Annotated in this window: 15 protein-coding genes; 1 reads left to right on the forward strand and 14 read right to left on the reverse strand. The window is 67.2% G+C overall.

Going from position 1 to position 15565, the window contains the following annotated elements:
- Positions 1–4: 4 nt before the first annotated feature.
- Together scpB and AB4Z48_RS38710 are read right to left on the reverse strand one after the other, a co-directional pair.
- Positions 5–1021: an SMC-Scp complex subunit ScpB gene (gene scpB, locus AB4Z48_RS38705; RefSeq protein WP_441623894.1), complete on the reverse strand. Its 1017-nt coding sequence runs from the start codon at positions 1019–1021 to the stop codon at positions 5–7.
- Positions 1022–1607: 586 nt separating this feature from the next.
- Positions 1608–2363, reverse strand: coding sequence for a sulfite exporter TauE/SafE family protein (locus AB4Z48_RS38710; protein ID WP_441623896.1), 756 nt, complete (start codon positions 2361–2363; stop codon positions 1608–1610).
- A gap of 292 nt (positions 2364–2655) precedes the next feature.
- Between AB4Z48_RS38710 and fnr the strand changes: the two genes are divergently transcribed.
- Positions 2656–3381: a fumarate/nitrate reduction transcriptional regulator Fnr gene (gene fnr / locus AB4Z48_RS38715; protein ID WP_441623898.1), complete on the forward strand. Its 726-nt coding sequence runs from the start codon at positions 2656–2658 to the stop codon at positions 3379–3381.
- Between the two features lie 42 nt (positions 3382–3423).
- On the opposite strand, the gene AB4Z48_RS38720 is transcribed toward fnr, so the two are convergent.
- The 12 genes from AB4Z48_RS38720 to odhB form a co-directional block, all read right to left on the reverse strand.
- On the reverse strand, positions 3424–3669 hold the full coding sequence (locus AB4Z48_RS38720) for a hypothetical protein (protein ID WP_441623900.1): 246 nt from the start codon (positions 3667–3669) through the stop codon (positions 3424–3426).
- Positions 3670–3671: 2 nt separating this feature from the next.
- The gene (locus AB4Z48_RS38725) at positions 3672–3890 is read right to left on the reverse strand and encodes a FixH family protein (protein ID WP_441623902.1); all 219 of its coding nucleotides are present in this window, start codon (positions 3888–3890) and stop codon (positions 3672–3674) included.
- 49 nt (positions 3891–3939) lie between these two features.
- The gene (gene ccoG / locus AB4Z48_RS38730; RefSeq protein ID WP_441623904.1) at positions 3940–5439 is read right to left on the reverse strand and encodes a cytochrome c oxidase accessory protein CcoG; all 1500 of its coding nucleotides are present in this window, start codon (positions 5437–5439) and stop codon (positions 3940–3942) included.
- 49 nt (positions 5440–5488) lie between these two features.
- Positions 5489–6412, reverse strand: coding sequence for a cytochrome-c oxidase, cbb3-type subunit III (gene ccoP, locus AB4Z48_RS38735; RefSeq protein WP_441623906.1), 924 nt, complete (start codon positions 6410–6412; stop codon positions 5489–5491).
- 3 nt (positions 6413–6415) lie between these two features.
- Positions 6416–6616 (reverse strand): cbb3-type cytochrome oxidase subunit 3, encoded by a 201-nt coding sequence (locus tag AB4Z48_RS38740; RefSeq protein WP_441623907.1) that lies wholly within the window; start codon positions 6614–6616, stop codon positions 6416–6418.
- 3 nt (positions 6617–6619) lie between these two features.
- Positions 6620–7279 carry a cytochrome-c oxidase, cbb3-type subunit II gene (gene ccoO / locus AB4Z48_RS38745; protein WP_441623909.1) on the reverse strand — a complete coding sequence of 220 codons (660 nt, stop codon included), beginning with the start codon at positions 7277–7279 and terminating at the stop codon, positions 6620–6622.
- Between the two features lie 17 nt (positions 7280–7296).
- Positions 7297–8745 (reverse strand): cytochrome-c oxidase, cbb3-type subunit I, encoded by a 1449-nt coding sequence (ccoN, locus tag AB4Z48_RS38750; RefSeq protein ID WP_441623911.1) that lies wholly within the window; start codon positions 8743–8745, stop codon positions 7297–7299.
- Positions 8746–8892: 147 nt separating this feature from the next.
- Positions 8893–9039, reverse strand: a complete 147-nt coding sequence (ccoS, locus tag AB4Z48_RS38755; protein ID WP_020206636.1) for a cbb3-type cytochrome oxidase assembly protein CcoS — start codon at positions 9037–9039, stop codon at positions 8893–8895.
- A 3-nt stretch (positions 9040–9042) separates the two neighbouring features.
- Positions 9043–11622, reverse strand: coding sequence for a heavy metal translocating P-type ATPase (locus tag AB4Z48_RS38760; RefSeq protein WP_441623913.1), 2580 nt, complete (start codon positions 11620–11622; stop codon positions 9043–9045).
- A 142-nt stretch (positions 11623–11764) separates the two neighbouring features.
- The gene (zapE, locus tag AB4Z48_RS38765; RefSeq protein ID WP_441623915.1) at positions 11765–12862 is read right to left on the reverse strand and encodes a cell division protein ZapE; all 1098 of its coding nucleotides are present in this window, start codon (positions 12860–12862) and stop codon (positions 11765–11767) included.
- 171 nt (positions 12863–13033) lie between these two features.
- Positions 13034–14470, reverse strand: coding sequence for a dihydrolipoyl dehydrogenase (gene lpdA / locus AB4Z48_RS38770; protein WP_441623917.1), 1437 nt, complete (start codon positions 14468–14470; stop codon positions 13034–13036).
- A 135-nt stretch (positions 14471–14605) separates the two neighbouring features.
- A partial coding sequence (odhB, locus tag AB4Z48_RS38775; RefSeq protein ID WP_441623919.1) for a 2-oxoglutarate dehydrogenase complex dihydrolipoyllysine-residue succinyltransferase occupies positions 14606–15565 on the reverse strand: 960 nt, incomplete at its 5' end.

The following is a 15565-nucleotide window of genomic DNA, read 5'->3' on the forward strand; positions in this document are numbered from 1 at the left end:
GTGTTCAGTTGGACACGCGCTCGTCGAGCTCATCGTGCTCGCTAGGGTGCGCCGGATTCGCCGGGTTCATGCCCGACGATGCCGGGGCTTCGGGCTCCTGCTCGCCGGAGGCCACTTGCACGTGGTAACCGTTGGCCGGGGCTCGCTCTTCCGCTTCTTCATCTGCCTCGCCGTCGGTCGCGGCGGGCTCCGCCTCGGCGGCGGATTCTTCTTCCTCGATGCCCGGGCCTGCACCGGACGTCACGCTTGCGGGCCCGACAGCGGCTTGCACTGCAGGCTCACCTGCCGTAGCCAGCTCCCGAACCGGCTCCGCATCCGCCTCGGGCAGTGCCGCAGCTTCGGCCTCACCCTCGGCAGCAGCAGCCTGCCCGGCGGGATCCGCCTGGGCGGACTCAGCCTCGTCAGGCGCCGCCAGCGCGAACGCTTCTTCGTCGCTGCCGGCGGGTACGCTGCCCAGGGACTCGAAATCGATCGGCTCCTGGTTCAGCAACGCGACCTGCGACTGCGCCTGCATGTCTTCCAGCGGCGGCAGCTCGTCCAGCGTACGCAGGCCAAGGTCGTCGAGGAAGGCCTTGGTGGTGGCGTACAGCGCCGGGCGTCCGGGCACGTCGCGGTGCCCGATGACCTCGATCCAGCTGCGGTCTTCGAGCTTCTTCACCACTTCGGTGCTCACCGTGACGCCGCGGATCTCCTCGATATCGCCCCGCGTGACCGGCTGCCGGTAAGCGATGATCGCCAGCGTCTCCATCACCGCGCGGGAATACTTCGGCGGCTTCTCGGGATTGAGCCGGTCGAGGTATTCGCGCATGGCGGGGCGGCTCTGGAAGCGCCAGCCGCTGGCCAGCGCCACCAGTTCCACGCCGCGCTGCTCCCAGTCGCGGCGCAGCTCGTCGAGCAGGACCCGGATGGTGTCGGCACCGACGTCGTCGGCGAACAACCGCCGCATGTCATGGACGCGCAAAGGTTCCTGCGCACAGATCAGCGCGGTCTCGAGGACGATCTTCGCCTCTTGGGTATTCATGTTGATTGCGTGCAGCCTGTCTTTGCACCTGCGCCCCTGAATATCCGGGACGCACTGGAGATTGCGGGTTCAGCGGTAGGGATTGCCACCGCCATCTGTCCGCGCAGCCAACCGCATGCTCGTTGCATTGCCGGCAGTGCGCTTTCTTTTTTGCATCGGATGCCGGACCTGACCGGCAGGAGATCGCCCGGCCACCGGCTCTACCTGCCGGTCGACGGAGCCCTTGCGTCGCGCCTCCCCCCTGATGTGGCGGACTTGTCCGGCGCGACATCGATCGCCCCGGGCGCAAGAAAATAACGGATATCGGACCTGCGTGGCTTATCTCGCCCCGCCCTGCCGAGGCTGGTCTTTTGAACCGAATCTTTTAAACCGGACGGCGGGTGGGGAACGGTCCCTGGCGGTCATACCTGCCCGGGGGTTCCTGGCATGCATCCCTGAGATGCGAATGCTAACCGGCGATGCCACGATGAATTACGCTGCGCGATATCGCTGTTCTTGCGATTGTATGGCATTCCCTGGCAAACCTGCAACCGCTTCCCTTGCGAATCGACCTGTCCGAGTGCGCGGCGCGTCACCGGAGCGCCTCTCAGAAGACCAGGCAGAAGCCATGCGCCGCCAGCGACTCTGGCAAAAGCAGCGCCCGCGCCACGCCCGCCACGCCAAAGCCGATCACGGCGAGCCCGGCCACGGCGCGTACCAGCGGACGGCGCGACCATTGCCGGAAATAGCCCGACAGCCCCGAAATCACCAGCAAGTTGGGCAAGGTGCCCAGGCCGAACACGGCCATCACCAGGGCGCCGGAGGCGGCGTTGCCCGCCAGCAGCGCCATGGCCAGTGCGCCATACACCATGCCGCACGGCACCAGCCCCCATGCCAGCCCCATGCCATAGCGGCGCAGCAGCCGCGCTTGCGGCAACGCCGTGCCGGCGAGCCGTCCGGCCGCCGCCAAGCCCAGCAGCAAGCCGCCGGCACCGCGGGCAGCCAGCCGTTCAAGCCAGCCCGCGCCGGGCGTGCGCCCGCCCAGCATCCACAGCCCCGACACCACCAGCATCACGCTGCCGGCGCCGAACAGCCAGCGCTGCACCGGCAGGTACTGCGCCTTCCAGGCAGCGGCGCCAAGCGCACCGAGCAATGCCCCCAGCACCGCATACATGCTGAGCCGGCCGGCATGCATGACCAGCAACTCGATCAGCCAGTGGCCGGGACGCCGCAGGATGGTCGCCGGCACCCGCGCGACACCGCCCTGCTCGGCGGCCAGCGCGATCCCGCCGCACATCGCTGCACAGTGCACGCCACCCAGCAAGGCCAGGGTAAATACACTGAAAAGCACGCCTATGGTCAACTTCTACTCCCTGTCGTAACGTTTCGCGCGTTAAAATGCGGCTAACGCGCCCCCGCAGATCCCAGAGGCGCTGTCGATTTCCTGCCCAGCGCCCGCGCCAATGCGCGTGATCGCAGACATGACGACGAGCAACGGTGCGCAGCATCCCGCCAGAGGGTGCAAGCGCGCCAGACTCGCGCGCCAGGGCTGATGCCGACGGTGCCTGAAACCGACGCTTTCAACGTCAAGCTCTCAACGCCATGCGCCTGCCCCACAGCGCTGGATTGACTGCGCCAAACCGGACAGGCCCCAATTGCTCACCTCCATTCCCATCACCGAGATGTCGCCCCGCTGCTCCACCTGCTCGCTGGGCCAGCTCTGCCTGCCCGTCGGCATGTCGCAGCAGGACCTCGAGAAAATGGATACGCTGGTGCAGGAGCGGGTGCGCGTACGCAAGGGCGAGACCCTGTACCGCCTCGGCGACCCGCTCACCGCCGTCTATGCGATCCGCTTCGGTACGCTCAAGACCCACCTGACCATGGAAGATGGTCGCTCCCAGATCACCGGCTTTCACCTTCCCGGCGAAGTCGTCGGCCTGGACGGCCTCGGCGAGATGCAGCATGCGTCCGATGCCACCGCGCTCGAGGATACCGAAGTCTGCGTCGTGCGCTTCGGCGATCTCGAAGCGCTGTCCGGCTCCCTGCCGTCCCTGCAGCACCAGTTCATGCGGCTGATGAGCCGGGAGATCTCGCAGGACCAGGTCATGCTGATCACGCTCGGCTCGATGCGCGCCGAAGAACGCCTCGCCACCTTCCTGATCAATCTGTCGGAGCGGCTTTCCGCGCGCGGCTACTCGTCTTCCGAATTCGTGCTGCGCATGAGCCGGGAAGAAATCGGCAGCTATCTCGGGCTCAAGCTCGAGACGGTCAGCCGGCTGTTCTCCCGCTTCGCGGAAGCCGGGCTGATCCAGATCCGCCAGCGCCACGTCAAGCTGGTCGACATGCCGGGCATCAAGCAGATCGTCAACAAGTCCTGCTAGGCCGCCAGGCCGATCTCCGGCGGCGCGCGCGGCGCGGCCGCCTCATTCCAGCTCGTCGGTGTCGGCCAGCCGCGTCGGCATCGTGTACAGCGTGAGCCCGCTCGATAACGAGCAGAGCACCCACGCGAACAGGAATCCCACCGTGTAGACCGCTTCGCGCGAGGCCTCCACCGGCTGCCCGAAGAAATGCAGGTCCCCCGGATCGATCATCGAGAACACCAGCGCGGTGGTCAGGCCGCCCACCAGGAAACCGGGCCACAGCACCCACATCAGCCAGCGCAGTCTCATGGTCACCTCGCCTGCGTCGCGGCCGGCACTGCATCGCGCGTGGCGCCTCGGGCCTTCTCGACCACCAGCCCGTGCCGCGACACGCCCTCCACGACCGGCTGGTCGGGATGCGACATCGCCAGCCAGATGGTGAAGCCGCAGCCCACCATCGCGACCAGCGGGCCGCTCATCAGCAGCCACGGCCAGGGCTCCTTCCACCAGGGATTGCTTTGCTGCGTCATCTGGCCTCCTCTATGTTGCGTGTTTGACCTGTGACTCCGGCGGCCGGCGTCACAGATTGCGCGGCACGATAAAGCTCGTGCTCTGGCTGATCTCCGCGGCGCTGGCGCCTCCGGCTTCGCTGCCGGCGGTGCTCACCGTGACCTGGATCTTGTGCGTGCCGTGGCCCGCGGCTTCGATCGGCACGCGCACGCGAATCGGAATCAGCCGGTTCGACGTGGGATCGAGGTTGCCGGCGCTGTGGTCGTACTCCACCGCGAGGCCCTTCAGTTCGTCGCTCTCGGCGCGGATCGCGACGCGCATCGGTGCTTCGGTCGTGTTGATCAACTGCAGCCGGTACACGTTCTCGATCCAGCGGCCCTCCACTTCCCGGCCGAGCGCGCCGCGGTCGCGGATGATGTCCACCTTGAGCGGCGTGCGCATGGCCAGCGAGGCCATGAAGCCGGCGGCCAGGGCCAGCCAGATCACCGAGTACACCACCGTGCGCGGACGCACCAGGCGCTTGCGCGCCACCGCTTCCGAGAGTGCGCGGCGCATGGCGTTCTCCGACGTGTAGCGGATCAGCCCGCGCGGGTACGCCATCTTGTCCATGACCTGGTTGCAGGCATCGATGCAGGCGCCGCAGCCGATGCAGTCGTACTGCAGGCCGTCGCGGATATCGATGCCGGTCGGGCATACCTGCACGCAGATGCTGCAGTTCACGCAATCGCCGAGGCCCGAAGCCTTGTAGTCGGCCTTGCGCGAGCGGCTGCCGCGCGGCTCGCCGCGGCCCACGTCGTAGGTCACGACATAGGTGTCGCGGTCCACCATCACGCTCTGGAAGCGTGCGTAGGGGCACATGTACTTGCACACCTGCTCGCGCATGAAGCCGGCGTTGCCCCAGGTGGCGAACGCGTAGAACAGCATCCAGAAAGTCTGCCACGGGCCCAGCGACAGGCTCAGCACCTGGGCGCCGAGCGCGCGGATCGGCGAGAAGTAGCCGACGAAGGTAAAGCCCGTCCACAGTGCGATCAGGATCCACAGCGTATGCTTGGAGGCCTTGAGCCGCAGCTTGCGTACGCTCCACGGATCGCCGTCGAGGCGGATGCGCGCGAAGCGGTCGCCTTCGACATGCCGCTCGATCCACATGAAAATCTCGGTATAGACCGTCTGCGGACATGCATAGCCGCAGAACAGCCTGCCCGCGATGGCGGTGAACAGGAACAGCGAGAGCGCGGAGATGACCAGCAGCACCGCGAGGTAGATCACGTCCTGCGGCCACAACACCAGGCCGAAGATATAGAACTTGCGCGCGCCAAGGTCGAACAGCATGGCCTGGCGGCCATTCCATTGCAGCCAGGGCATGCCGTAGAAGAACAGCTGGGTCAGGACCACCATCCAGACCCGCCAGCGCGAGAACGCGCCGGACACCGAGCGCGGATAGATCTTGCGGCGGACTTCGTAGAGGGTTTCGTCGGAGCTCTGCGCATCCGCCGTGGCGGATGCGCTCTCGCGCTGGGCCGGTTGCGAGGTGCCAGACCTGGCAAGCGGCTCCGGTTCGGGGGCGTTCATGGATTGTTGTCTCCGCCCGCGCAAGGGTCACGCAGGCATGCTGCCACGCTCATTGGCCGCTCCCGGTGCCTGCCCCGCTGTTGGACAGCCCCCATACGTAGGCGGTCAGCATGCGGATGCGCTCGGGCGTCAGGATCTCTTCGTGCGCGGGCATATGGTTGTTGTGGCCCTTCAGGATGGCGTCGACGATGCTCGCCTCCGAGCTGCCGTACAGCCAGACGTTGTCCGACAGGTTGGGCGCGCCGAGCGCCTGGTTGCCCTTGCCGGTGGAGCCGTGGCAGGCCGCGCAGGTCGACTTGAAGGTGCTCTCGCCGCGCGAGGCGCGGATCGGATCGGACGCCAGCCCCGACAGCGAGCGCACGTACTGCGCCACGTCGCCGGCCAGCTTTGCATCGACGGTGGCGGCCTGCGACGGCATCACGCCGTTGCGGCCCTTGGTGATGGTCTGGGTGATGGTGGCGGGCTCGCCGCCATACAGCCAGTCGGCGTCGGTCAGGTTGGGAAAGCCGCGGCTGCCGCGCGCGTCCGAGCCGTGGCACTGCGCGCAGTAGTTGAGGAACAGCCGCTGGCCGATCTCGCGCGCCTGCGGGTCCGCCGCCACCTGCTTGACGTCCATCTTCATGTACTTGCCGTAGATTTCGTTCTGCACCTGTTCGGCAGCCTGGCGGTGCGCCGCCAGTTCTCCCTGCGAGGAGTACTTGAGCACGCCGGCGTAGGAGCCGAGGCCGGGATACAGCACCAGGTATGCCAGGCCGAAGATGCACGCCAGCAGGAACATCCACATCCACCAGCGCGGCAGCGGGTTGTTCAGTTCGCGCAGGTCGCCGTCCCACACGTGGCCGGTGTCCTGGCCGGCGCCCGCCACCTTGGTCACCTTGCGTTGCGAGAACAGCAGCCACACGCACCAGACGATGCCGACCAGCGCAATGGCGGCAATGTAGTAACTCCAGAAATCCGTGAAGAAGTCGCTCATGACTCAGTGTCCCTGCTTGGTATGGTTGGCGCCGCCCGCGGGGCTGCGCTCTTGGCTGGCGGCGAGCGGTTCGTCGGGCAGCGCGAACGGCAGCAGCGCCGACTCCGCGTTGGCGGGCTGGCGGCCGGCCGACCAGGCCCACCAGCAGATCGCCAGGAACGCGATCATCGAAACCACGGTGGAGAATGCAGTGATCATGGCCATGGCTTACTCCTTGGCGGACGCGGCCGCTGTGTCCACGCGGACGTTGCGCTTGCTGATGCCGAGTTCCTGCAGGTAGGCCACCAGCGCGTCTTCCTCGGTCTTGCCCTCCAGCGTGGCTGGCGCCTGCTCGATCTCGGCCTCCGTATAGGGCACGCCCAGGCGCTTGAGCGCGCGCATGCGGTCACGGATGTCGCCGGTAGGCAACGGTGCCTTCTCGAGCCACGGGTACGACGGCATCACCGATTCGGGCACCACGTCGCGCGGGTTGCGCAGGTGGATGCGCTGCCAGTCTTCGGAGTAGCGCCCGCCCACGCGCGCCAGGTCGGGGCCGGTACGCTTGGAGCCCCACAAGAAGGGGTGGTCGTAGACCGATTCGCCCGCCGTCGAGTAGTGGCCGTAGCGCTCGGTCTCGGCCTGCAGCGTGCGCACCTGCTGCGAGTGGCAACCCACGCAGCCTTCGCGGATGTAGACGTCGCGGCCCATCAGGCGCAGCGGCGAATACGGCTTGATGCCGGGGTCCGGCTCGGTGGTGGAGTGCTGGAAGAACAGCGGCACGATCTGGACCAGCCCAGCGATGCTGACCACCAGGATGGTGCAGATGATCAGCCAGCCGATGTTCTTCTCCAGGGTCTCGTGAGAAAAGAAGCTTTGTTTCTGCGACATCATTTCTCCTGGCGTAGTCAGTGGGCGGCGGCGGCGGCCGTCGCCGGGATCGGCGCGTCCACGGCGGGCTTGCCGATGATGGTCTTGGCCACGTTGTAGGCCATCAGCAGCATGCCGGAGAGGAAGCACAGGCCGCCCAGCAGACGGATCAGGTAGAACGGGTACTTGGCCTTGACCGCTTCCACGAAGGCGTAGGTGAGCGTGCCGTCGGGCTGCGTGGCGCGCCACATCAGGCCTTCCATCACGCCGGCGATCCACATCGAGGCGATGTACAGCACCACGCCGATGGTGGCGATCCAGAAGTGCAGCTCGATCAGGCGCACGCTGTACATCTCTTTCTCGCCGAACAGCCGCGGGATCAGGTAGTAGAGCGAACCGATGGAGATCATCGCGACCCAGCCCAGCGCGCCGGAGTGCACGTGGCCGATGGTCCAGTCCGTGTAGTGCGACAGCGCGTTGACGGTCTTGATCGACATCATCGAGCCCTCGAACGTCGCCATGCCGTAGAACGACAGCGCCACCACCAGGAACTTGAGGATGGGGTCGGTGCGCAGCTTGTGCCAGGCACCCGACAAGGTCATGATGCCGTTGATCATGCCGCCCCACGACGGCGCCAGCAGGATCAGCGAGAACACCATGCCCAGCGACTGCGCCCAGTCGGGCAGCGCCGTGTATTGCAGGTGGTGGGGACCGGCCCACATATAGGTGAAGTTGAGCGCCCAGAAGTGGACGATCGACAGGCGGTAGGAATAGATCGGGCGACCGGCCTGCTTGGGGATGAAGTAATACATCATGCCCAGGAAGCTGGTGGTCAGGAAGAAGCCSACYGCGTTATGGCCGTACCACCACTGSAMCATCGCRTCCTGCACGCCGGCGTAAGCCGAGTAGGACTTCCACATCGACACCGGCATCTCGATATTGTTGACGATATGCAGGATGGCGATGGTCAGGATGTAGGCGCCGAAGAACCAGTTGGCCACGTAGATATGGCGGGTCTTGCGCTTGACGATGGTGCCGAAGAACACGATGGCGTAGGCCACCCACACCAGCGTGATGAGGATGTCGATCGGCCATTCGAGCTCGGCGTATTCCTTCGAGCTGGTGATGCCCATGGGCAGCGTGATGGCCGCTGCCACGATCACAAGCTGCCAGCCCCAGAACGTGAAGGCCGCCAGCGGGCCGCAGAACAGGCGCGCCTGGCAGGTACGCTGCACCACGTAGTAGGAGGTGGCGAACAGCGCGCTGCCGCCGAAGGCAAAGATCACCGCATTGGTATGCAGCGGACGCAGGCGCCCGAACGACAGCCACGGCGTATTGAAGTTGAGTTCAGGCCAGATCAGCTGTGCTGCGAGCAGCACGCCGACGGCCATGCCGACGATCCCCCACACGACCGTCATGACGGCAAATTGCCGCACGACGCCGTAATTGAAGGTGTCGGCGCGAGAAGACGCGGCGGTGACATCCATTCAGACCCCCAGATTGTAGAAAGCAGAAATTGATGACGTGACTGTAGGAAAACCCGGCATGGGGTGTCTTGATCTGTATCAAGCGCATCGGAAAGCCCTGGAACTTGCTCGCTGGCGCGTTGCCCGCGGGCAGCCGCGGCACCGGTCTCAAGGCTTGTCGTTGTCCAGCAGGATGGCTTCGGCGGGACGATCGAGATCGTCGTACTGGCCGGCGTGCAGCGCCCACCAGAGGGCGCCTGCGATCACCGCCACCAGCACCAGGCTCATCGGCACCAGCAGGTAAAGCATGTCCATGCGTCAGTCTCCGGTCTTGCCGGCGCGCAGCAGGCGCCAGGCATTGGCCACCACCAGCAGCGACGACAGCGACATGCCGATGCCCGCCATCCAGGCGGTGACATGGCCGGTGGCCGCCAGCGGGATGGCGATGACGTTGTAGGCAAAGGCCCAGCCGAGGTTCTGGCGCACCACGCGGCGCGTGCGGCGCGCGGTGCGCAGCGCCTGCGCGATCTCGGCGATGCGCCCGTGCGCGAGCACGGCGTCGGCGCCGGCCTGTGCCAGCGGCGCGCCGCTGCCGATGGCGATGGACACCTGCGCCTGCGCGAGCACCGGCGCGTCGTTGATGCCGTCGCCGACCGCCAGCACCACCGCGCCGGCGCGCTGCAGGCGCGCCACGTATGCGCGCTTGCCCTCGGGAGTGACGCCGCCCTCGCGGCGCGCGATGCCGAAATGGTCGGCCCACCAGCCCACCGCCGAAGGCGTGTCGCCCGATACCAGGTGGGTGGTCACGCCAAGCTCGCGTAGCTGCGCCAGCAAGCTGGCCGCCTGCTCGCGCTCGGTGTCGGCCAGCGCGAAGATCGCCAGCGCGCCGGCGGCATCGCCCAGCCAGACCAGCGTGGCGCCGCGGCGTTCGCTGGCGGCCAGCGTCGCTTCGATGGTGTCGGCCCTGCCCGCGCCAGCATCGCCGGCCAGCGCGGCAACGAAGCCGCGCCGGCCCAGCCGCAGGCGCCGTCCATCCACCTCGGCTTCCAGTCCCTGGCCCGGCACGTTGCGCACGGCGCCGACCACATGGGTGTCGTCGGCCAGTCCTTGCGCCTGCGCCGCCTCGACAATGCCGCGAGCGATCGGATGTTCGCCCGAGCGCTCGATGGCAGCTGCCAGACGCAGGCTGGCCGCCGCTTCGTCCACCCCGTCCGCCCCGGCCGCCCCTACCACATGTATCCCGGCCAGCGCGAAGCGCCCCTGGGTCAGCGTGCCGGTCTTGTCCAGCATCACGTCCGTGACCCCGGCCAGCGCCTCCAGCGCGTGGCCGCGCGTCAGCAGCACACCGCGCCGCGACAGCGCCGCACCCGCGGCGGCCAGTGCCGCCGGCGTTGCCAGCGACAACGCGCACGGACAGCTCACCACCAGCACCGCCACCGTAACCGGCAGCGCGCGCGCGGGATCGACCCACAGCCACCAGACCACGCCGGCCGCCGCCGCCAGCACCAGCAGGACGGCGACGAACCAGCCCGCCACGCGGTCGGCCATGGCGGCCAGGCGCGGCTTTTCAGCCAGCGCCCGGTCCAGCACCGCGACGATCTCGGCCAGGCGCGTGGCGGCGCCCACCCTGGCCACGCGCAACTCGAGCGGACTGGCGGTATTGAAGCAGCCGGCCAGCACCGCATCGCCCACGCCGCGTGCGACCGGCCTGCTCTCGCCGGTCAGCATCGATTCGTCCAGCTCGCTGGCGCCGGCCGCGACCGTCGCGTCCGCGGGCACCACCTCGCCGGCCTTGACCCGGATCAGGTCGCCCGCGCGCAGGCGCGCCACCGGCACGCGCTCCCCCACCCCGCCTTCGGCCTGCAAGCGCTCGCAGGTGGACGGCAACTGGCGCGCCAGCATCTCGGCGCCGCTGCGCGAAGCCTGACGCACACGCAGCTCCAGGTAGCGCGCCAGCAACAGGAAGGCGACGAACATGGTGACGGAATCGAAGTACACCTCGCCGCTGCCGCGCAGCGTGGCGATGGTGCTGGCAACGAAGCCGGCACCGACGCCGATCGCCACCGGCACGTCCATGCCCAGGTGACGCCGGCGCAGGCTGCGCCATGCGCCGGCGAAGATCGGCGAAGCCGAATACAGCACTACCGGCAGGGTCAGCACCAGGCTGGCCCAGCGCATCAGTTGCAACTGGCCGGGGTCGATGGTGGCTTCGTGCGTGTAGATGGGCCACGCGTACATCATGACCTGCATCATGCCGAGCATGGCCACCGCCATGCGCATCAGCAGGCCGCGGCGCGCGTGGCGGTCCTGGCGGTCCGAGCGCGACACTTCGAACGGCCACGCCAGGTAGCCGATCGACGCCAGCGCGGCGAGCAAGGCAGACACCGGCTGCTCCGCCTCGCGCCAGCGCACCATCACACGGCGCGTGGCCACGTTGGCGATCACCGATTCCACCCCCGGCAGGCTGCCCAGGTGCTGCTCGATCAGCCACGCACAGGCGGCGCAGCGGATATGCTCGGGCGCCAGCGTGATCTCGGCGCGGCGCTCGTCGAGCGGCCGCACGAACTGCGCTCGCAGCTCCTCCGTGTCGTAGGCGGCCCAGATGGGCTCGGCTTCGCGTCGCGCGGCATCATCGATGGGGCGGGCGAACCGGGCCTGATCGCCGTAGAGATGGCCAAAGCCGGCGCCGTGCAGGGTCTGTGCCAGTGTCTGGCAGCCGCCGCAGCAGAAGACATGGTCCTCGCCACCGATGCTGGCGCGCAAGACGGGGGCGCCAGCCGCAAGCGGCTGGCCGCAATGAAAGCAGCCCGCACGCCCGGCGGCGGCCGGCGCGCTGCCCGTGCCGGCAGGCGGCGTAATCGGTATGGGTGCGGCGGCAGCGGCGGAGGATGGGGGCATCGGGACTCTTTTTTACCAGGTGCATGGTATGAGTCCCGCAGGCAAGCCGCCTTGATATGGATCAAGCGTGCCACGCGGCGGCGGCACGCCGGCCCGCCCGGAGCGGCCAGCGCTCCAGGTCGACCGGTCAGGTCAGGTCAGGTCAGGTCAGCGATGTATCCACGGTGCGGCGCGGCGCTTCCAGGTATTCGCGCGATTGCATCTCGATGATGCGCGAGACGGTGCGATGGAATTCGTTGGACATCTGGCCCTCGGTGTACAACTCGTCGGCGGGCACTTCGGCCGAGATCAGCAGCTTGACCTTGTGATCGTAGAAGACATCGATCAGCCAGGTGAAGCGCCGTGCCTCGGACGACATGCGCGGCGTCATCTTGGGAACGTCCGACAGGATCACCGTATGGAACTGGGTGGCCAGTTCGAGATAATCGTTCTGCGAGCGCGGCCCGCAGCATAGCGTGTTGAAATCGAACCAGACCGCCCCGCCAGCCTTGCGCAGCGCGCGCAGTTCGCGATGCTCGATATGCAGGATGGGCGACTCGTCGGCCACCCCGGCAATGCTGGTGAACGCCTGCCGGAGTGCCGAGCTGGCCTCCGGGCCGAGCGGCGTGTGATACGCCTGCACCTGCTCCAGCGCGCGCTTGCGGTAGTCGATGCCGGCATCCACGTTGAGCACGTCGAGCTTTTGCTGCAGCAGCGCAATGGCGGGCAGCACGCGGTCGCGGTGCAGGCCGTCCGGATAGAGCAGGTCCGGCCGGTAGTTGGAGGTCATGACGAACTGCACGCCGTTCTCGAACAGCTGCTGGAGCAGGCGGTGCAGGATCATGGCATCGGCCACGTCGTTGACGTGGAACTCGTCGAAGCAGATCAGGCGGAACCGCCGCGCGATGCGCTTGGCCAGTTCGTCGAGCGGGTCCGGACGGCCGCGCAGCTCCTCGAGCTGGCGATGCACCTCGCGCATGAACTCATGGAAGTGCAGGCGCGTCTTGCGCACCACCGGCACGCAGGTAAAGAAACTGTCCATCAGGAAGGACTTGCCGCGCCCCACGCCGCCCCACAGGTACACGCCCTTGGGCACGTCCGGATGCACCAGCAGCTTCTTCAGCGTGCTGTTGCGGCGGCTCTTGTACGCCACCCACTCGTCATAGCACTGCTGCAACCGGTCGACGGCGCGCAGCTGCGCCTCGTCGGAGGTGTAGCCGCGTTGCTTCAGTTCCTGCTCGTAGTACTCACGGACGTTCATGCTGACTGCTTGCGCTGATGCCGGCCTTGATGCTGACAGGCCCGCCTGGAAGTATATCGAGGCGCGCACCGGGATACCAATATCCCGCCGCCCCCGAAAGCGAAAACGGCGCGCCGCTGGAGCGGCGCGCCGGTACTCAATGATACGCTGGCCAATACGCTGGCATGCGCCTTACATATTGAGCTGGCGCTTGTCCACGGCGAGAGCGGCTTCGCGCATGACTTCCGACATCGACGGATGCGGATGGCAGGTGCGGCCGATGTCTTCGCTGGCGGCCTTGAACTCCATCGCCACCACGGCTTCGGCGATCAGGTCCGATGCGTTCGCGGCGACCACGTGCACGCCCAGGATCTCGTCGGTCTTGGCGTCGGCCAGCATCTTGACGAAGCCATCCGAGTGCCCCATGCCCAGCGCGCGGCCGTTGGCCATGAAGGGGAACTGGCCGGACTTGTACTCGCGGCCTTCGGCCTTGAGCTGCTGCTCGGTTTTGCCCACCCACGCGATTTCCGGGAAGGTGTAGATCACCCAGGGAATGCAGTTGTAGTCGATGTGCGGCTTCTGGCCGACAATGCGCTCGGCCACGGCCACGCCTTCGTCTTCTGCCTTGTGCGCCAGCATCGGGCCGCGCACCACGTCGCCGATGGCCCACAGGCCCGGCACCTTGGTGGCGCAGTGATCGTCCACCTCGATGAAGCCGCGCTGGTCCGCGGCCAGGCCGATGGCTTCCAGGCCGAGGTTGTCGGTGTTGGGCACGCGGCCGACCGACACGATCAGGCGATCCACTTCCAGGGTCTGCGCGGCGCCGTCCTTGTCGGTGTAGCTGACGGTGACGTTGTCCGCGCCGGTCTTGACCTCGTTGACCTTCACGCCGAGGCTGAACTTCAGGCCTTGCTTGGTCAGCAGCTTTTGCACTTCCTTGGCCACGCCATCGTCGGCGGCACCCAGGAACGCGGGCAGCGCTTCCAGCACGGTCACTTCGGCACCCAGGCGGCGCCACACCGAGCCCAGCTCGAGGCCGATCACGCCGGCGCCGATCACGCCCAGCTTCTTCGGCACGCCGGCGAACTTGAGCGCGCCTTCGTTATCGCTGATCAGCTTGTTGTCGACGGTGATGCCCGGCAGGTGGCGCGCCTTGGAACCGGTGGCGATGATGACCTGCTTGGCGGTCACGACTTCGGTGCCGGCCTTGCCGGCGATCTCGACCTGGAAGCCCTCGGCGGTCTTGCCGGTGAACTTGCCGTAGCCCTTGAGCAGCGTGACCTTGTTCTTGCGGAACAGGAACTCGATGCCCTTGGTCATCTTGCCGACGATGTCGTCCTTGCGCTTGAGCATCTTGGCCACGTCGACCTTGACGTCGCCCACGGTGATGCCGTGGTCGCCGAGATGGTGCTGCACGTTCTCGAACTCTTCCGAGGAGGCCAGCAGCGCCTTGGAGGGAATGCAGCCCACGTTCAGGCAGGTGCCGCCCAGGCGCGGTTCGTCCTTCGGATCGTCGTAGGCATTGCCTTCGCAGCAGGCCACGTTCAGGCCGAGCTGGCCGGCACGGATGGCGGCGATATAGCCGCCGGGGCCGGCACCGATCACCAGCACGTCGAATTGTTTGCTCATGGATTTCCTTTTGCGGCCCGGGGCGGGGCAACCTCGCCCGCCGGGCCGCCATCAACTCTACGGTCCGTCGTGCCCGCCCGGGCGCGCGCGGCGCCCGGGTGGCAGGACTTCAGTCACTTCGGATGCGCGCGACGCTTACAGGTCCAGCAGCAGGCGTGCCGGATCTTCCAGCGCATCCTTCATCGCGACCAGGCCCAGCACGGCTTCGCGGCCGTCGATGATGCGGTGGTCGTAGGACATGGCCAGGTAGTTCATCGGACGGATCACGATCTGGCCGTCTTCCACCACCGGGCGGTCCTTGGTGGCGTGCACGCCCAGGATGGCCGATTGCGGCGGGTTGATGATCGGGGTCGACAGCATCGAGCCGAACACGCCGCCGTTCGAGATCGAGAAGGTGCCGCCGGTCATTTCTTCGATCGACAGCTTGCCGTCCTTCGCCTTCTGGCCGAATTCAGCGATCTTCTTCTCGATGTCGGCCAGGCTGAGCTGGTCGGCGTTGCGCAGGATGGGCACCACCAGGCCGCGCGGCGAACCGACCGCGATGCCGATGTCGAAGTAGCCGTGGTAGACGATGTCGTTGCCGTCGATCGATGCGTTGATCAGCGGGAACTTCTTCAGCGCGTGCACCGCGGCCTTGACGAAGAAGGACATGAAGCCCAGCTTGACGCCGTGTTCCTTCTCGAAGCGGTCCTTGTACTTGTTGCGCAGGTCCATCACCGGCTTCATGTTCACTTCATTGAAGGTGGTGAGGATGGCGTTGGTGGATTGCGATTGCAGCAGGCGCTCGGCGATACGGGCGCGCAGGCGGCTCATCGGCACGCGCTCTTCCGGACGGTCGCCCAGGGCTGCGAAGTCGACCGGCGCGGACACTTGCTGCAGTGCCGGCTTGGCGGCGGCGGCCGGGGCTGCCTTGGCGGCAGGCGCGGCGGCCGGTGCAGCGGCGGCGCCGAGCACGTCGCCCTTGGTGATACGGCCATCGCGGCCCGTACCGGCAACCTGGCTGGCCGACAGGCCGCCTTCGGCCATCAGCTTGGCAGCCGAAGGCATGGCAACGGCGCCGGCTGCGGCGGGCGCGGCAGCGGCCGGAGCGGCTGG

The organism is Cupriavidus sp. 2TAF22, assembly GCF_052115045.1.
Classification (GTDB): Bacteria; Pseudomonadota; Gammaproteobacteria; order Burkholderiales; family Burkholderiaceae; genus Cupriavidus.